This window comes from Lonsdalea quercina subsp. quercina (assembly GCF_000688655.1).
Taxonomy (GTDB): Bacteria; Pseudomonadota; Gammaproteobacteria; order Enterobacterales; family Enterobacteriaceae; genus Lonsdalea; species Lonsdalea quercina.
Window position 1 is genome coordinate 124,069 of sequence record NZ_JIBO01000007.1, and the last position, 16,493, is coordinate 140,561.

Consider the following 16,493-nt stretch of genomic DNA (forward strand, 5'->3'; position numbering starts at 1 on the left):
CATTTTATTAAACAACTCCCTACCGATAGAGATAAGTCTTTTTATAAACTTATCCTCAATGGCGTTCAATGCTTAAACCCGATAGCGCCCAATAAATAAAATGCGAAACAACGCCAAGTTTCTAAACAAAGATTATCCAGAAAGCAAAAATAAGAAGGGTAAGAAGGGGTAGGAACCATCTGAAATGGTGGAGGCCCCGCCAGCTACATCCCGGCACACACGTCGCCTGCTGCGGCTGCTTCCTTCCGGACCTGACCGAGTCCACAGGTTAGTGTTGCGGGAGAACCAACAGGGCCTCCATTGACGGCTCCGCACTGCGAAGCGGTGGGCATTATCAGCGATGACCTGCTCAATTGCAAGCCGACACGGCCTAACCGCCGTTTTCTTACCCACTACCGACTTGATACCATGCACTATCGATAAATCTCATGGCAAACAGGAGTCTCCCTACGGCTATGTCGCCACATGAAGATAATTTTCGACAACGCGTGTTCCAGGTCATCGCGGCGGTCCCTTTTGGTCAAGTCACAACCTACGGAGACATCGCGCTTTTAGCCGGCTCGCCCCGCGCTGCGCGCCAAGTCGGCGCTATATTGCGTAATCTGCCTGAAGGAACCGCGCTCCCCTGGCACCGTGTGATTAATCGAAAAGGCCAGCTATCGTTGACGGGCCCCGATTACCAGCGCCAAAAGCTGGCGCTGGNTGCGGAAGGAATAAGATTTAATTTAGCTGGTAAAATTGACCTCAACCAGTTTCGGTGGCAACCAACGACGTAAATCTGATCGCTCGCCGCTGGTTCCCCCCTTGATTACTGCATCGGGGAAACGGCCGTACCTGAAACAGGGGGCACCGTCGCTCCGCTATGGATATCCGTCCCTGCCGCTAAAGGTACTGACGGATTAGCCGGTACAGGCACAGACTCCACCGGCACCAAAGTCAACTCGGCGGAACGAACGCCATTGGTAATCACAGGCACTACCCTTTCCGTAATCAGCGTGACGCGATGATTGATGGTAACTGCCGCGCTCAAAAGCACACGCGCTTTAGGTTGGATATCGTTCGGGTTATAGGGCAGAACGAAGTGGAAAGGCGACTGTTTTCCATGAGTCAATGTCACCCGCTGGGTAATGATTTTCGCCGGAGCGTCGGCCAGCGAGGCATCTGAAACAGTCACTGTTAATTCGGCATCCGCTGGCAGTGCTATTTTTTGTCGAATATTCACCGTGCCGGTCACGGAAGGCTGAGCAATGCCGGGTAGATAGCTGCCACTCGCCGGAATAGGACCTCTGACGTCCGGAGCTACACCACTATCACTTTTATCCGCACACCCAACCAAGCCGATCGATACCATGATACCGCCCAAGATATGCCATAATTTCATTTGGTAAGTCTCCCTTTATCATTTATATGGCCTTCGGCGAAAACCGATGACCGCTAAGTAGCAAGAACCACTCGGCGTTTTAATTATGGTTCAATATCTTGGTATTTTCATAAGGGATGACATAAAGGACCAAAACAAAAAGTGGGGTCCCGTGGTTATCGCACCAGGACCCGCAACATAGCGTACTAGCGACAAGGCTGATAATGATGAGTCAGGCATTACAACAGCTTCTCGATTTGCTGAATCTGGAAAAAATCGAGGGAGGTTTATTTCGTGGTCAAAGTCAGGAGTTAGGACTGAGACAGGTCTTTGGCGGCCAGGTTGTCGGTCAGGCGCTTTCGGCGGCGAAACAGACGGTTTCCGAAAAACGTAGCGTGCACTCTTTTCACTGTTACTTTCTTTTGCCAGGAGACAGTCAAAAGCCCATTATCTATCAGGTTACTACCTTACGAGAAGGCAAGAGCTTCAGTACCCTACGCGTAGATGCCATTCAGAACGGCCGCCCTATTTTTCATATGACCGCCTCATTTCAGCGACCCGAGCCGGGGTTTGAACACCAGAGCGTGATGCCGCAGGTGCCGATGCCCGAAAACTTGCCTTCAGAGCAAGACATAGCTCAGAGCCTGGCTCATTTGCTGCCGCCTCAGTTGAAAGAGATGCTTACCAAACAACGTCCTATCGAAATGCGGCCGGTAAAATTCCATAACCCGCTGAAAGGAGAAGTTGAGCCACCAATCCGCCATGTCTGGTGCCGAGCTAACGGTAAGTTGGCTGACGATGAACGCATTCACCAATACCTTTTGGGATATACCTCCGACTGCAACTGTCTGCTAACGGCGCTCCAACCTCACGGCGTTGGTTTTCTCGAACCCAACATGCAGGTGGCCACTATCGATCACGCGATGTGGTTCCACCGACCATTCCGTATGGATGACTGGCTGCTTTATGCCGTCGACAGCCCATCGGCCTCCGGCGCCAGAGGGTTGGTTCGAGGTCAGTTCTACACCCGAGAAGGCGTGCTGGTTGCCTCCAGCATGCAAGAAGGCGTTATCCGGCGACACAGCGCGTAGCCGCTCTTCCTTGTAATTACCCCAATAAAAAAACCACCCGCAGCAAACTCACGGGTGGTTTTTTCCGGTCGAGGCGTGTATTACACGCCCCGGGATACTGATTATTGGTTGTAAGCGTTTTCGCCGTGGCTGTTAACATCCAGCCCTTCACGTTCTTGCTCTTCCGGTACGCGAAGACCCACAGCCATATCAGCGATTTTGAAGGCAATGAATGCGGCCACGCCAGACCATATGATACAAACGATCACGCTGAACAGCTGAACCCAAACCTGATGAGCCATGGTGACGCCTTCCGCGTACCCCACGCCGCCCAGCGAAGACGAGGTGAAGACGCCCGTCAAAATGCAGCCGACGATACCGCAGACGCCGTGAACGCCGAAGACGTCGCATGGATCGTCAACACGCAGCCAGCGTTTCAACACGGTTACGCCCCACAGGCCAGCGAAGCCGCCCGCAAAACCGATGATCATCGCACCACCAACGCCAACCGTACCCGCCGCAGGCGTAATGGCAACCAGACCTGCGATACAGCCGGAGCACGCGCCCAGCAGAGAAGGCTTGCCACGCAGAACCCATTCGCCGACGACCCAGGCCAGAATCGCTGCCGCCGTAGCGATCACCGTGGTCAAAAATGCCAGACCCGCGATATTGTTGGCTGAGCTAGCGGAACCCGCGTTGAAGCCGAACCAGCCGATATACAGAATAGCGGTTCCGATGCACACCATCGGCAGGTTATGGGGTTTGAACGCTTCTTTGCCGAAGCCGACGCGTTTACCCAGCAAGGTTGCGCCAACCAGCCCCGCAACCGCGGCGTTGATGTGCACTACCGTGCCCCCGGCGAAATCAAGCGCCCCGTCTGCGGCCAGATAGCCGCCGCCCCACACCATGTGAGTCATTGGGAGGTAGGACAATGTCAGCCACAGAACCACAAAAATCAGTGCTGCGGAAAAGCGAATACGCTCCGCCAGAGCACCAATCACCAGGCCAACAGTAATGCACGCGAAGGAGCCTTGGAAAGCGACGTGGATGTACTGGTAGAACGTGCCGTTCTGAGAGTTGATATCAATGCCATTCAGCATGAAGTTACTCAGGCTGCCGAAAAATTCGTTGCCGGAGCTGAACGCAACGCTGTAACCATAGATAACCCACAACAGACAAACCAGCGCGAAAGCAACCACCACTTGAGACAGTACAGACAGCACGTTTTTGGAACGAATCAGACCGCCGTAAAACAGTGCGATGCCAGGAATGGTCATAAAAAGCACTAAAGCGGTACAAATCATCATGAAAGCGTTATCGGCTTTATCGATCACTGGTGCTGCAGTCTCAGCCAAGGCGCATGCCGGTAACATGGCTACGGTACCCAGACCAGACAAGAAGGATAGTTTCTTCATTTCATTCATCCCTATTTATAAGGCTAAATCAGGTAGTTGTTATAGTGCAGCTTCATCTGTTTCGCCGGTACGGATGCGAATGACGCGCTGTAGTTCGGCGACAAAGATTTTACCGTCGCCAATCTTGCCGGTGTAGGCGGCTTTGCTGATCACATCGATCACTTCATCGAGCTGATCTTCGGCGATAGCGATATCTATTTTTACTTTAGGCAAGAAATTGACGCTGTATTCCGCGCCACGGTACAGTTCCGCATGGCCCTTTTGCCGTCCGAATCCCTTTACCTCTGTTACGGTAAGGCCTTGAATACCAATGGAAGAAAGGGCTTCGCGCACGTCTTCCAGCTTGAACGGTTTGATTACCACAGTCACCAATTTCATTCTCATCCCCCTAACCCGTTAAGTTCAGGCCTGCGCCGTCACTATCAAATGTCTATACGCCATCATTGAAAGCAATTGATGTGCCATAAATGATTAGACGAGGGAAAAGCGGTGAAAGATGATGAATGCGCGTATCGCGCAAACCGGGCTTGAATAAAGAATGGACTATCAGGAATCAAAGCGCACATATCCAGCGCACCATTTTAGTGCGCAACGCCTGATTCCAGTGCGCCTTACCCTAAGAGCAGGAAAATGTCTGCTAGGTTATGGTGCGTGCCGAAAATCAGGCGAAGTTTTGAGGGAGTTTAGGAAGTCATCTCAGCAATATCGTAACGTTTGACTCTGCAAGGGCCTGCCCTGCCAGTTGTAGCTGATACATCTGATAATAGCGCCCTTGCTGGGCCAGCAGTTGCGAGTGTGTCCCCTGCTCGGCCATTTCGCCGTGGTTAAGCACCAGAATATTGTCCGCCTCGACGATCGTGGATAAACGGTGAGCAATAACCACCAGCGTAGTTTGCGCGCGGATTAGGCGTAACGCCTTCTGGATAGCCTGCTCTGTCCCTGAGTCGATATTGGCCGTCGCTTCATCGAGAATCAGCACTTTCGGCGAATTTACCAGCACGCGCGCGAGCGCAAGCAGCTGCTTTTGCCCCACGGAAAGGTTATTGCCCTGTTCGCCGATGCGACTGTGAATCCCCTCGGGCATATTCCTGACCAGCTCAGCCATTTGCACCATATCCAACACGCGCCACACACTTTCTTCATCAATATCACGGCCCAACGTGATGTTGGCATAGACAGAATCCGCCAGGACTACCGGGTCCTGTTGAACCATCGCCACATTGCTGCGCAGAACCTGATGAGACAACGTCGGCAGCGGACGCTGATCCAGCCGAATAACACCGTGTTCGGGGGTGTAATACCCCATCAGCAGGTTCGCCAGCGTACTTTTGCCGCTGCCGGTATGGCCCACCAATGCGACAAATCCCTTATCAGGGATCTGCAGGTTGATGTTACTCAATACCGGCTTGCCGCCGCGGTATGAGAAGGTCACGTCGTCGATATCGATGCGTCCGCTAGTCAGGGGATCTAAATCGTCGCCATAATCCTGACGCTTACCATCCATCAACGCGAAAATACGCTCGCCGGCCACGACGGCTTGCTGAAGCATCGACTGCTGAGTCGTTAGCTCAATCAAAGGTTCGTTAAGCCGACCAAGGTAGTTGATGAAAGCATACAACACGCCGACACCCACCGAGCCGACCGAGCTGAAACCGAACTGCAGAAGGAGTCCGCACAACACCAGCGCAGAAAACAGGCTCAACAGCGGACGTAACAGGAACCCCTCCAGACGCAGCGTTTGCATTCGCGCCAGATAGTGCTTTTGGCTGACCTCACTCAGGCGTTTACCAAACCGCGCCTGCTGACGAAATTGCTGAATGACGCTCATACCATTGATGACTTCGTTGAAGCCATCGTTGATATCCGCCAGATAGCTACGCACACGGCGTACAATTGACGTGCTATAGCGCTGGTAAATCACCATCACCACCATCACAGCAGGAAAAATGGTTAGCGCGACGAGCGCCATACGCCAATCAAGGCTGAACATCGCCACCAGCATGGCGCTGATAAGCGCAGCGCTACGCAGCACCGTCGCCACCACCATCACGTAGAGATCCCGGACCACTTCCGTATCATTCGTCACCCGGGAAATCAGTTGCCCGACAGGCTGGGTATCGAACGTCGACAGCGGTTGACGTAATGCGGCGTCCATCACATCGATGCGCAATTGTTGTACGACGCCCACCGCAACCCGATTAAAGGTCAACGATTGCAGGTAGTGCAGTGATGCGGCGAGAAGTTGCAGCAACACGTAAACTGCCGCCAAACCGCTGGCCAACATCAGCGGGAACTGCCCTTTTGAGACGAGATGGTCGATAAAATAACTGATGAGTATTGGTCCTGCGACTTCAGCCGCCGCCGCAACCCAGAGCATCACCATGCCTACCGCCAGCGGCTTGCGCCAGGGTGACCCATAGGCCAGCAGACGTTTCAGCGTCGGCCAGAGCGGATGTGAATTACTCACCTTTGACCTCCTCAAGCGACGTCGGCTCGTCCAATGCGGCTTCGAGTTGCTGATAACGATACATATCCCGATACCAACCTGATTCCTGTGACAACGACTGATGATTGCCGCGCTGCGCCACTTGGCCCTGTTGCAGCACGAGGATTTCATCCGCGTTGACCAAGGCGGAAAGCCGGTGTGCGCTGATAATCAGCGTGCGCCTTTCACCCCACTCACGTAGGTTGTTCAATATTTCGTGTTCGGTGCGTCCGTCCACGGCAGACAGGGCATCATCCAGCACCAGCACCTCAGCCTCCAATAGGAGCGCACGGGCGATGGCGATTCGCTGCTTCTGTCCACCGGATAGCATGACGCCGCGCTCGCCCACCTCTGTCTTGTATCCCTGCGGCAAACGCAGAATGTCGTCATGAACATGAGCCAGACGCGCCGCTTCCTGAATTTGCGCTTCCGTCGCATCCGGACGGCCCAAGGCGATATTGCCCGCGACCGTATCGGCAAACAGGAACGGTGTTTGTCCAACGACGGCAAACCGGCGCCTCAGGTCATCCAGACGAAGGCTCTTGAGCGGGAGGTCATGATAAGAAATCCGCCCGTTCTCCACGTCAAAGGAACGCAGCAACAAAGCGATCAGCGTGCTTTTCCCTGAACCGGTGGGGCCACATAGCCCCAGCATTCTGCCAGGTTGCAGCCTGAAACTGACGTCATGCAGCACAGTCTGACTATGCTGCGGATAGTGGAATGTCTGGATATCTGCCGCCAGCGTTCCGGGCTTGTCCGGCAAAGACTGAGCACCGTCGAGCACCACCGGCTTCTCAGACAAGAGCTGACGGATACGGCTGTACCCAGCGCTGCCGCGTTCCACGATATTCAACATCCAGGCCAACGCCAGCATCGGCCAAATCATCAGGCCCAGATACATGACGAAACTGGTCAGTTCGCCCAACGTCATCGTCCCATGGATTACCATCCAACTCCCGCCTCCAATCGCCAGCAGATTAGACAATGCGACAGCAATATAAATTGTTGGGTCGAACCGCGCATCCACGCGTGCCACTCGCATGTTTTTGGCCCCTGTGTCGGCAGCGACTTCGGCGAAACGCTGAGACTGATAATCTTCCAGTCCGAACGATTTGATCATGCGGATGCTGGTCAAGCTTTCCTGCGTCTGGTTATTCAGCATAGAGAACGCGGCCTGAGCGGCTTTGAAGCGGTGGTGCAACTGCGTGCCGTAGTGTTTGATAATGACGGCCATGATTGGCATCGGTGCCAACGACAGCAACGTCAGCTGCCAGCTGAGTTGTGTGCACATTACCACCAGTACGGCACATCCCATCATCAGAGAGTCGACAAACGTCAGCACGCCTTCACCTGCGGCAAACACCACTCGGTCGACGTCATTGGTGGCTCTCGCGATTAAGNCTCCGGTGCGGTGACGTAGATAAAAGGCAGGATGCTGACGGCTCAGCTGACGATAAAAGTCTCCACGTAATTCCACCGCCAGTTGATAAGACGCGCCAAACAACAAAACGCGCCAGAAATATCGCAGCAGGTAGGTCAGAACCGCGGACAACGCCATAAGCCCAATCCACCCCATCGCGGTAGCGGCAGGCATCTTATGTTGCGTTACGCCGTCGACAACAATCCCGACAAGAGCCGGAGGCAGCAATTGCAGTATTGCGATAACGATTAAGAGGATCACCGCCCCCAGATAACGCTTCCATTCACGGCGGAAATACCATCCTAGTTGAACAAAAAGTCTCACGCGGTCTTCATTCCAAAGCTAGTAGCATCATTATTATTTCGGGCAGAACAATAGTATACATGATTGCCCTGATGGATAAATTTAGACCTTAATCGGCAATGCCGTTGTATGTTTAATCTCTTCCATCGCAAAGCTGGACGTGACGTCCACCAAACCGGGAATACCGTTGACGAGACGCTTGTAGAAGTTGTCATAGTTTTTCATATCCTCTACCCGAACCTGCATCAGATAATCATACTCACCGGCCATGCGATAAAAAGACAACACTTCGGGCATATCGGAAACGAAACGGCAGAAGTCTCGATACCAGTCGCTGTTGTGTTGCTGAGTTTTCAAAAGCACAAATGCCGTTAAGCCCAGTCCTAGCCGCTCGTTATCCAGCAGAGCGACACGCGCCTTGATATACCCAGACTCTTCCAGACGCTTCAGCCTTTTCCAACAAGGTGTCGATGTAAGATTGACAGCCTCAGCCAATGCTTGCAGCGAAAGCGTACAATCATGTTGAAGGAGAGAGAGCAACGTGCGATCGATTTTATCTAGCATGTGGAATAACCATAGAAAAATTTTCCACTATTTAGGCCAAATAAAGAAAATTATGCAATATTTTTTCCTCATGACCACGGTAATCTAAGCGTATCCTTCAGAAACAACGGAAGTTCCCTTATGACCAACTTATGGGTAAAAAATNCCGTCAGCGCGATTGAAGCTGACTTTCAACGTTCCGCCGACACGCATCTCATGCGCCTGACGCTACCCGCCTACCCCGGCATCTTTTTTTATCTGAAAGACGAGAGTACTCATCCTACCGGGAGCCTTAAACACCGGCTGGCACGCTCACTGTTTTTGTTTGGCCTCAGCAACGGGTGGATCAAGGAAGGCACGACGATCATCGAAGCCTCCTCCGGCAGTACCGCCGTCTCCGAAGCTTACTTCGCCCGCCTGCTGGGGCTGCCGTTCATAGCCGTAATGCCTGCTTGCACAGCGAAACGTAAAATTGAGCAAATTACGTTTTATGGCGGCCGTTGCCACTTCGTTGAGCAGTCAGGACAGATCTACGCGGCATCGGAGCAGTTGGCCCGCGACCTTAACGGCCATTATATGGATCAGTTTACCTACGCTGAGCGGGCGACTGACTGGCGGGGCAACAACAATATCGCCGACAGCATTTATCACCAGATGTCCAGAGAGCCTTTCCCGGTTCCTGATTATCTGGTGATGAGCGCGGGCACCGGTGGAACCTCAGCGACCCTCGGGCGTTATATTCGCTATAAAGGCCTGGATTCGAAATTGGTGGTTGCCGACCCCGAGAACTCCGTGTTTTACGACTGCTATCATCAGCAGGATCGAACGCTGACCGCAGATTGCAGCAGCAGAATCGAAGGTATTGGCCGCCCGCGGGCCGAACCGTCTTTCATTCCCAGTGTGATAGACGAGATGATTAAAGTGCCTGACGCCGCCAGCGTGGCGACCTTACTCTGGCTGGAGAGCGTTATTGGCCGTAAAGTCGGTCCTTCGACCGGCACCAATGTCTGGGCCATGTTGCAGCTAGCCGAAAAAATGAAATCCGAAGGGCGGCAAGGCGCCATTGTGACGCTGCTGTGCGACAGTGGCGAGCGCTATCTGGATACCTATTTCAACCCTGAGTGGGTAGCGGCGCACATCGGTAATCTGGCGCCTTACATCCGGCAACTTGCCTCGGAACCGCAGCAGAATAGCCTATCGCCTTGTCCCGTATGATGTCATTTACTGCGCTGAAGCGAGGACGGATTTGAGTTACCATATCCCCTTCGTGACATGTTAAACCGTAGTCTGTATCTACGGCCCCCTGCTCATTGAGGTGAACCAGCATGACAAGCGCAGTAGTTGTTTTTAGCGGTGGACAGGATTCCACAACCTGCTTAATACAGGCTCTCAAGCAATACGATCACGTGCACTGCGTGACGTTCGATTATGGACAGCGACATCGGGCTGAAATCGACGTAGCTGCCGAACTAGCTCAACGCTTGGGCGCCTGCGCCCACAAAGTGTTGGACGTTCGTTTGCTGAATGAACTCGCTGTCAGCAGCCTAACGCGGGACAACATTCCCGTGCCGGACTTCGACGAGAACCAGGACGGTCTTCCTAGCACGTTCGTTCCCGGTCGCAACATCCTTTTTCTCACGCTGGCCGCCATCTACGCCTATCAGGTCGGCGCCGATACGGTGATTACCGGCGTCTGCGAAACCGACTTTTCCGGCTACCCGGACTGCCGCGACGAGTTCGTCAAAGCACTTAACGAAGGCGTCGCGCTCGGATTAGCCAAAGATATCCGTTTTCTTACGCCGCTGATGTGGCTGGACAAAGCCGAAACCTGGGCGTTGGCCGACTACTACCAGCAGCTAGACACAATTCGTCACCATACACTGACCTGTTACAACGGCATCAAAGGCGACGGCTGTGGTCAATGTGCCGCTTGCCATCTGCGCCAGAAAGGGCTAGAGCAGTATCAGCAGAACCCCGAAAGCGTCAGAGCGTCACTGTCCAAGAAAACCGGGCTGAAGTAACTCACTCCGCCAACGCATTGCCGACCGGTGGTTATCCATTGACGAACTCACGGATAACCACCATCAACTCCTGCTAATTAACTCAGCCCAGACTCATTGCTTAATAAAGCGAGCGCCATGACGATATCTCTCTGTGGTTAACTTCATCCTGCGTCAAGAGCCGCTTTGTGGGCTTCATTCAACCAATGTCATCTCCTGAACAGAAGTTTCCGCCCCCGTAACGACTCACCTATCCGTTTTTTAACTTAGCGTCAGAGCCGTAACCGGGTGTGATTCCGTTCAATCAGTGAAGCACCGATCCCTGGAACTTCCTGTAGCTGATCAACCTGCGTGAATGGACCGTTTTGCTCCCGATAACTCACGATAGCCTGCGCTTTTTTCAAACCCACGCCGTTAAGAATATCGGCCAGTTCCTCCGCCGATGCCGAGTTGATACTCACTTTTTCTTCATCGCTGGCCGACGGCATGACCGGCTCGATCTTCTTGCCCGGCGCATCCTGCTGCAAAGTCGCAACCGCTATATCCGCGTTCACTTTTGTCGCGGCTTGAGCAAGTGCAGGCAGGCTCGACAGGGTCAGACCCACGACGAAGCACATAGCCTTGATTCCTGATTTTTTCATGCTGTTGTCTCCTTGTGTTTGACAGCACGCCCACCTTGCCTGAAGGGGAAATCAGCAACAATACGCCGTGTTCAAATGTGGAAAAGGCCGCGAAAGCGGCCTTTATCTGTTGCAGTGCGTTACATTCTCTTGCGAGGGTTATTCCTGCTGTTGAGCGGCATTCCCCAGCTTGATTTTCGCTTCACTGCGCAGGCTGGTAATCAAGACGTCAAACAGAGAGCCGACCGCATTCTGTTTCACCTGATTAGCAAACTGCTGTTTCTGCTGATCTTGCAGCGTGTGCGGCTGAATGCTGTCCAACGCCACAATCACCACATTGCCCGCCTGATCCTTCGATAAGCCGTAAGAAGGCTTGTCCTTCTGAGGGATTGGCAAAGCAAAGATCGACTCAGCCATCACTTCGTTCTGGTTTAAAGAAGATAGTGTCTTTGGCGCGCTGAAGCTCAGATTAGCGGCTTTCAGACTGTCCATCTTCCCTTCTTTCAGGTCGGCGAGGATTTTCTCAGCCTCAAGACGCGCCTGTTGATCCGCCTTCTGGCGTTTCAAGGTTTGAACAACCTGATCGCGTACCTGATCCAGCGCTTCGGTGCTTTCCGGTTTGTGTTCGCTGATGCGCACGACAAAAGCACGATCGCCATCGACGCTGATCACATCCGAATTGCTGCCCGGGGCGCCATTTTCGCCTAACAGAGAACCGCCGAAAATGGCCTGGGTAACCGGCTGAAAGTTCAGCGCGGCGGGAACTTTATCCCGGCTAAACCAGTCGGTCTGTACCGATTTAACGCCGGCAGCTTGTTCTGCGGAAGCCAGCGACTCATTATCGTTGCTGGCCGCTTCGCTGACTTTCTGCTGCAGCGCATAAAACGCATCCAGCGCTCTTTCGTGTTTCACCTTCTCAGCCAGCTCAGCGCGAACGTCAGCCAGCGGCTTGATTTGCTGCGGCTGCATATCGTCCAGACGGACAATCAAGTAACCCACAGAGGATTTGATGACGCCGGAGAGCTGTCCTTTTTCGGTCAGTTTTGCCTGCTTCAGTTCGTCCACGGTTGAATTGTCGTCCATCCAGCCCAGGTCGCCGCCGTTGCGGCGAGAAACGACGTCGGTTGAGATCTGTTGAGCCAACGCGGAGAAGTCGGTGCCGTGCTGCAGCTTATCCAATGCAGCTTTGGCTTCCGCCTCTGTTTTTACCTGAATGAGGCTGTATTTTTTGCGTGCGCCCTGAGTGAAATCGTTTTTGTGCTGATCGTAATAGGCGGCGATAGCCGCATCATCCACCTTGGTTTTGTCCATGATGGCGGCCGCATCCAGCAGAATGTAGCTGACCTTGAACTGTTCAGGCGCCAGATAACGGCTCTTGTTCTGATCGTAGAAACTCTGCACTTCAGCATCGCTGACCGTTTGCGACTCGGCGCGGTCGGCGGCATTGATGGTCGCCGTGCGGATGGTGCGATCCTGCGCCGCCAGTTGTACAAGGCGGTCAAGCTCTTGGGGCAAAAGGAACTCGGTGCCCCCAAGGCCACGGACCAACTGCTGAGTGGTCAACTGCTTGCGCAGCATTTGGGCAAAAGTCTCTGGACTCAGGCCAAGACGACGCACCTGGGTCAGATATTTTTCGTTATCGAAGCGGTTATCGGTTTGGAATTCGGGGATAGCGAAAATGGCCTGCTTGATCTGCTCGTCGCTGATGCTTAAACCCAGCGTGTGAGAATACTGGNCCAGCAGCGTTTCATCAATCAGCTGAGACAACGCCTGTTTACGCAATTGCTGCATGTAACCTTCGTTGCTCGCCAGAATAGAGAAGTTCTCTCCCAGCATCTGCTGCTGTCGGTTACGTTCGTTTTGTACAGCCTGTTCCAACTGGGAACGGGAAATTTCCTGCCCGTTGACCTTCGCTGCGTAATCACCTGACCCGCGAATCAAGTAATCACCTACGCCAGTCAGTACGAATGAACCGATGATCAGGGCCAGAATAATTTTAAGCACGACGTTATTCGCGGCCGCGCGTAAATTGTCCATCATAATGTGACAACACTCCGCTGTAGAATGGATGAAACTCCCTGCGCAGGCCGCAGCCATGCTTCCTTGCGATGCTATAGCCGCAAAACGGCCAGGGCGCACTCAGGCGACTGCCTGATGATAGTAATCCGGATTTCCGGTAAAAAAAGGCACATCATTGAATGATGCGCCCCATATCTTACCTTACCCACATCGTGACGTCAGGTAATGTTTAGGGGAGACATTCTCCCCTAAGACAATTAATTTACGGCGTCTTTCAGCGCTTTACCTGCGCGGAAGCCCGGTACTTTAGCGGCAGGAATACTGATTTCCTTTCCGGTCTGCGGATTGCGGCCTGTGCGAGCTGCCCGCTCGCGCACCGCAAATGTTCCAAACCCAACTAAAGCAACGTCATCCCCTTCTTTTAGAGATTCAGTGACAGATCCAATAATGGTATCCAACACACGCCCTGCCGCCGCTTTGGAAATATCAGCATCCGCAGCGATTTTGTCGATCAGTTGTGACTTGTTCNCTCTTTCATCCCCTCTGAAATCCTGTGGCTGCATCCCTTATTTTATGGCGCAGCATTAGCTTTTAACATTCAGTTAAATCCACGGAGGTTAGCCGTACGATTAACAGTGCTCTAACTTAGCCGCACAAAAAAAGGCTGGCAAGCATCATTACACTTACCAGCCTTTATTTTATGTACGGTTTATGTAACAGGTCACTATTTCGCCGCCGCAGTCACCACCTTCATGCCATGAGGCGAATTTTGCAGCGCCAATTCCAGCACCTCTTCGATACGTTTTACCGGATGAATATCCAGATCGGCAATCACGTTTGCCGGAATCTCTTCCAGATCACGCTTGTTTTCATCTGGAATCAGCACGGTTTTAATACCACCGCGATGAGCCGCCAGCAGTTTCTCCTTCAAACCGCCGATGGGCAGCACCAAACCACGCAGCGTAATCTCCCCCGTCATCGCCACATCGGCTCTTACCGGGTTCCCCGTCAGGCATGAGACCAGTGCGGTGCACATGGCGATACCCGCGCTCGGACCGTCTTTCGGCGTCGCACCTTCCGGTACGTGAACGTGGATGTCGCGCTTCTCGTAGAAGTCAGAGTTGATACCCAGAGAGTCAGCGCGCGCGCGTACCACGGTCAATGCGGCTTGAATCGATTCCTGCATGACTTCGCCTAGTGAACCGGTGTAAGTCAGCTTTCCTTTACCTGGCACACAGGCGGTTTCGATCGTCAGCAGCTCGCCGCCGACTTCGGTCCACGCCAGGCCAGTCACCTGACCGATGCGGTTCTCATCGTCCGCACGACCGTAGTCGAAGCGCTGAACGCCAAGGAACTCTTTCAGGTTGTCGCCATTGATCTCAATGTGCTTAAGGGACTTGTCCATCAGCAGCGATTTGACCGCCTTACGACATAGCTTGGAAAGCTCACGTTCCAGACTACGTACCCCCGCTTCACGGGTGTAGTAACGGATGATGCCGATAATCGCGCTGTCATCTACTTTCAGCTCATTCTTCTTGAGGGCGTTGCGCTCAATTTGTTTCGGCAACAGGTGTTCCCGCGCGATGTTGAGCTTTTCGTCCTCGGTATAGCCAGACAGACGGATCACTTCCATACGATCCAGCAGCGGGGCTGGGATATTCATGGAGTTGGAAGTGGCCACAAACATGACGTCCGAGAGGTCGTAATCCACTTCCAGATAGTGGTCGTTAAACGCCACGTTCTGTTCCGGATCGAGCACTTCGAGCAGCGCAGAAGCCGGGTCGCCTCGCATGTCCGAAGACATTTTGTCGATCTCATCCAGCAGGAAAAGCGGGTTTTTTACCCCGACCTTCGCCATCTTCTGGATCAGTTTGCCCGGCATGGAACCGATGTAGGTGCGACGATGACCGCGGATTTCCGCCTCATCACGCACGCCGCCCAGCGCCATACGGACATATTTACGTCCGGTCGCTTTGGCGATGGACTGTCCCAGAGAGGTTTTACCCACCCCCGGCGGCCCTACCAGGCACAGAATCGGCCCCTTAATTTTACTGACACGGCTCTGTACCGCCAGATATTCAAGGATGCGCTCTTTTACGCGTTCCAGGCCATAGTGGTCGCTATCCAGCATCTGCTGGGCTTTGGCCAGATCCTTTTTGACTTTACTGCGTGAGTTCCAGGGAACCTGCACCATCCAGTCGATGTAGCTGCGCACGACGGTAGCTTCCGCGGACATCGGCGACATCATCCGCAACTTCTGCAGCTCCGCCTCGGTTTTTTCCCGGGCTTCTTTCGGCATGTTAGCCGCTTCAATCTTGCGTTTTAGCGCTTCATTTTCGTCCGGCGCGTCATCCATCTCGCCCAGCTCTTTCTGAATGGCTTTCATTTGCTCATTCAGGTAATACTCGCGCTGGCTTTTTTCCATCTGCTTTTTGACGCGGCTACGGATGCGCTTTTCAACCTGGAGCAAGTCGATTTCCGACTCCATCATCGCCATCAGGTATTCCAGACGTTCCGTCACGTCAAACATTTCCAGGACCGACTGCTTATCGGACAGTTTTAACGGCATGTGTGCGGCAATCGTGTCAGCCAGACGGGCCGCGTCGTCGATACTGTTCAGCGACGTCAGGACTTCAGGCGGGATTTTTTTGTTCAGTTTGATATAGCCTTCAAACTGATTGACCGCCGTGCGCATGAGCACTTCCTGCTCAGGCTCTTCAATTTCAGGCGAGTCCAGATATTCAGCCTGCGCGGCAAAATGCTCTCCACTGTCAGACAGCGTGGTGATACGCGCTCGCTGTAAGCCTTCGACCAGTACCTTAACGGTACCGTCAGGCAATTTCAGCATCTGAAGAATGGAGGCTACCGTCCCAACCGAGAAAAGATCGTTAACACCTGGCTCATCCGTTGAGGCCTCTTTCTGTGCAACCAGCATGATCTTTTTATCGTGATCCATTGCGGCTTCAAGGCACCGAATTGACTTCTCCCGACCAACAAACAACGGAATGACCATGTGCGGATAAACCACCACATCGCGCAGCGGCAATACGGGGATTTCTATGCGTTCGGAACGCTCAGGGTTCATAGAGCTCTCTCTTAGTTTCATTTCCGCCAGGTTAAGGGAATCTCGTGAAACAGGCTCTTCACGGTTTCGCCTCTAGATATTCGAGTATATGGGGATAAATATCCTACATTCAACGATAGATCGCGCTGAAAAAGGAATGGGGGGCTAACACCCCCCATTTTGTTCTTCTAAGA

14 protein-coding genes and 1 other RNA gene are annotated in these 16,493 nt (G+C 53.2%); 4 read left to right on the forward strand and 11 right to left on the reverse strand.

The features are described from left to right. Positions 1-194: 194 nt before the first annotated feature. Positions 195-291: signal recognition particle sRNA small type (ffs, locus tag RZ35_RS17330), an RNA gene on the reverse strand. A gap of 164 nt (positions 292-455) precedes the next feature. Here ffs and RZ35_RS08090 point away from each other — a divergent pair. Beyond that, positions 456-776: an MGMT family protein gene (locus tag RZ35_RS08090; protein ID WP_026742848.1), complete on the forward strand. Its 321-nt coding sequence runs from the start codon at positions 456-458 to the stop codon at positions 774-776. 32 nt (positions 777-808) lie between these two features. Here the strand turns inward: RZ35_RS08090 and RZ35_RS08095 are convergent, their stop codons facing one another. Continuing rightward, on the reverse strand, positions 809-1,381 hold the full coding sequence (locus RZ35_RS08095; RefSeq protein ID WP_071999779.1) for a YbaY family lipoprotein: 573 nt from the start codon (positions 1,379-1,381) through the stop codon (positions 809-811). Positions 1,382-1,587: 206 nt separating this feature from the next. Here RZ35_RS08095 and tesB point away from each other — a divergent pair, with 206 nt between their 5' ends. Then, on the forward strand, positions 1,588-2,451 hold the full coding sequence (gene tesB, locus RZ35_RS08100; protein WP_026742849.1) for an acyl-CoA thioesterase II: 864 nt from the start codon (positions 1,588-1,590) through the stop codon (positions 2,449-2,451). Positions 2,452-2,552: 101 nt separating this feature from the next. On the opposite strand, the gene amtB is transcribed toward tesB, so the two are convergent. The 5 genes from amtB to RZ35_RS08125 all read right to left on the reverse strand — a co-directional run bounded on the left by amtB (position 2,553) and on the right by RZ35_RS08125 (position 8,617). Next, positions 2,553-3,845, reverse strand: a complete 1,293-nt coding sequence (amtB, locus tag RZ35_RS08105; RefSeq protein WP_026742850.1) for an ammonium transporter AmtB — start codon at positions 3,843-3,845, stop codon at positions 2,553-2,555. Positions 3,846-3,884: 39 nt separating this feature from the next. Beyond that, a complete protein-coding gene (gene glnK / locus RZ35_RS08110) occupies positions 3,885-4,223 on the reverse strand; it encodes a P-II family nitrogen regulator (RefSeq protein ID WP_026742851.1) in 339 nt (112 codons plus the stop codon). A gap of 313 nt (positions 4,224-4,536) precedes the next feature. Further along, a complete protein-coding gene (locus tag RZ35_RS08115) occupies positions 4,537-6,312 on the reverse strand; it encodes a SmdB family multidrug efflux ABC transporter permease/ATP-binding protein (protein ID WP_026742852.1) in 1,776 nt (591 codons plus the stop codon). Further along, positions 6,305-8,074 carry a SmdA family multidrug ABC transporter permease/ATP-binding protein gene (locus RZ35_RS08120; RefSeq protein ID WP_026742853.1) on the reverse strand — a complete coding sequence of 590 codons (1,770 nt, stop codon included), beginning with the start codon at positions 8,072-8,074 and terminating at the stop codon, positions 6,305-6,307. Before RZ35_RS08120 ends, RZ35_RS08115 begins: the two co-directional genes overlap by 8 nt. A gap of 81 nt (positions 8,075-8,155) precedes the next feature. After that, positions 8,156-8,617, reverse strand: a complete 462-nt coding sequence (locus RZ35_RS08125; RefSeq protein WP_026742854.1) for an Lrp/AsnC family transcriptional regulator — start codon at positions 8,615-8,617, stop codon at positions 8,156-8,158. A gap of 120 nt (positions 8,618-8,737) precedes the next feature. Between RZ35_RS08125 and RZ35_RS08130 the strand changes: the two genes are divergently transcribed. Together RZ35_RS08130 and queC are read left to right on the forward strand one after the other, a co-directional pair. Then, positions 8,738-9,811 carry a PLP-dependent cysteine synthase family protein gene (locus RZ35_RS08130; RefSeq protein WP_026742855.1) on the forward strand — a complete coding sequence of 358 codons (1,074 nt, stop codon included), beginning with the start codon at positions 8,738-8,740 and terminating at the stop codon, positions 9,809-9,811. A 110-nt stretch (positions 9,812-9,921) separates the two neighbouring features. After that, the gene (queC, locus tag RZ35_RS08135; RefSeq protein WP_026742856.1) at positions 9,922-10,617 is read left to right on the forward strand and encodes a 7-cyano-7-deazaguanine synthase QueC; all 696 of its coding nucleotides are present in this window, start codon (positions 9,922-9,924) and stop codon (positions 10,615-10,617) included. A gap of 251 nt (positions 10,618-10,868) precedes the next feature. Here queC and RZ35_RS08140 read toward each other — a convergent pair whose 3' ends face one another. From RZ35_RS08140 to lon, 4 genes are all read right to left on the reverse strand, one after another. Next, on the reverse strand, positions 10,869-11,237 hold the full coding sequence (locus RZ35_RS08140) for a ComEA family DNA-binding protein (RefSeq protein ID WP_026742857.1): 369 nt from the start codon (positions 11,235-11,237) through the stop codon (positions 10,869-10,871). A gap of 138 nt (positions 11,238-11,375) precedes the next feature. Continuing rightward, positions 11,376-13,256: a peptidylprolyl isomerase gene (gene ppiD / locus RZ35_RS08145; protein WP_026742858.1), complete on the reverse strand. Its 1,881-nt coding sequence runs from the start codon at positions 13,254-13,256 to the stop codon at positions 11,376-11,378. A 236-nt stretch (positions 13,257-13,492) separates the two neighbouring features. After that, positions 13,493-13,798, reverse strand: coding sequence for a nucleoid-associated protein HU-beta (gene hupB, locus RZ35_RS08150; RefSeq protein WP_051625511.1), 306 nt, complete (start codon positions 13,796-13,798; stop codon positions 13,493-13,495). Positions 13,799-13,959: 161 nt separating this feature from the next. Then, on the reverse strand, positions 13,960-16,320 hold the full coding sequence (gene lon, locus RZ35_RS08155) for an endopeptidase La (protein WP_026742859.1): 2,361 nt from the start codon (positions 16,318-16,320) through the stop codon (positions 13,960-13,962). Between the last annotated feature and the right edge of the window lie 173 nt (positions 16,321-16,493).

Excerpts from the sequence above, each read along its gene's own strand:
- RZ35_RS08095 (WP_071999779.1), bottom strand. The coding sequence starts at position 1,381 with ATGAAATTATGGCATATCTTGGGCGGTATCATGGTATCGATCGGCTTG.
- tesB (WP_026742849.1), top strand. The coding sequence starts at position 1,588 with ATGAGTCAGGCATTACAACAGCTTCTCGATTTGCTGAATCTGGAAAAA.
- amtB (WP_026742850.1), bottom strand. The coding sequence starts at position 3,845 with ATGAAGAAACTATCCTTCTTGTCTGGTCTGGGTACCGTAGCCATGTTA.
- glnK (WP_026742851.1), bottom strand. The coding sequence starts at position 4,223 with ATGAAATTGGTGACTGTGGTAATCAAACCGTTCAAGCTGGAAGACGTG.
- RZ35_RS08125 (WP_026742854.1), bottom strand. The coding sequence starts at position 8,617 with ATGCTAGATAAAATCGATCGCACGTTGCTCTCTCTCCTTCAACATGAT.
- queC (WP_026742856.1), top strand. The coding sequence starts at position 9,922 with ATGACAAGCGCAGTAGTTGTTTTTAGCGGTGGACAGGATTCCACAACC.
- RZ35_RS08140 (WP_026742857.1), bottom strand. The coding sequence starts at position 11,237 with ATGAAAAAATCAGGAATCAAGGCTATGTGCTTCGTCGTGGGTCTGACC.
- lon (WP_026742859.1), bottom strand. The coding sequence starts at position 16,320 with ATGAACCCTGAGCGTTCCGAACGCATAGAAATCCCCGTATTGCCGCTG.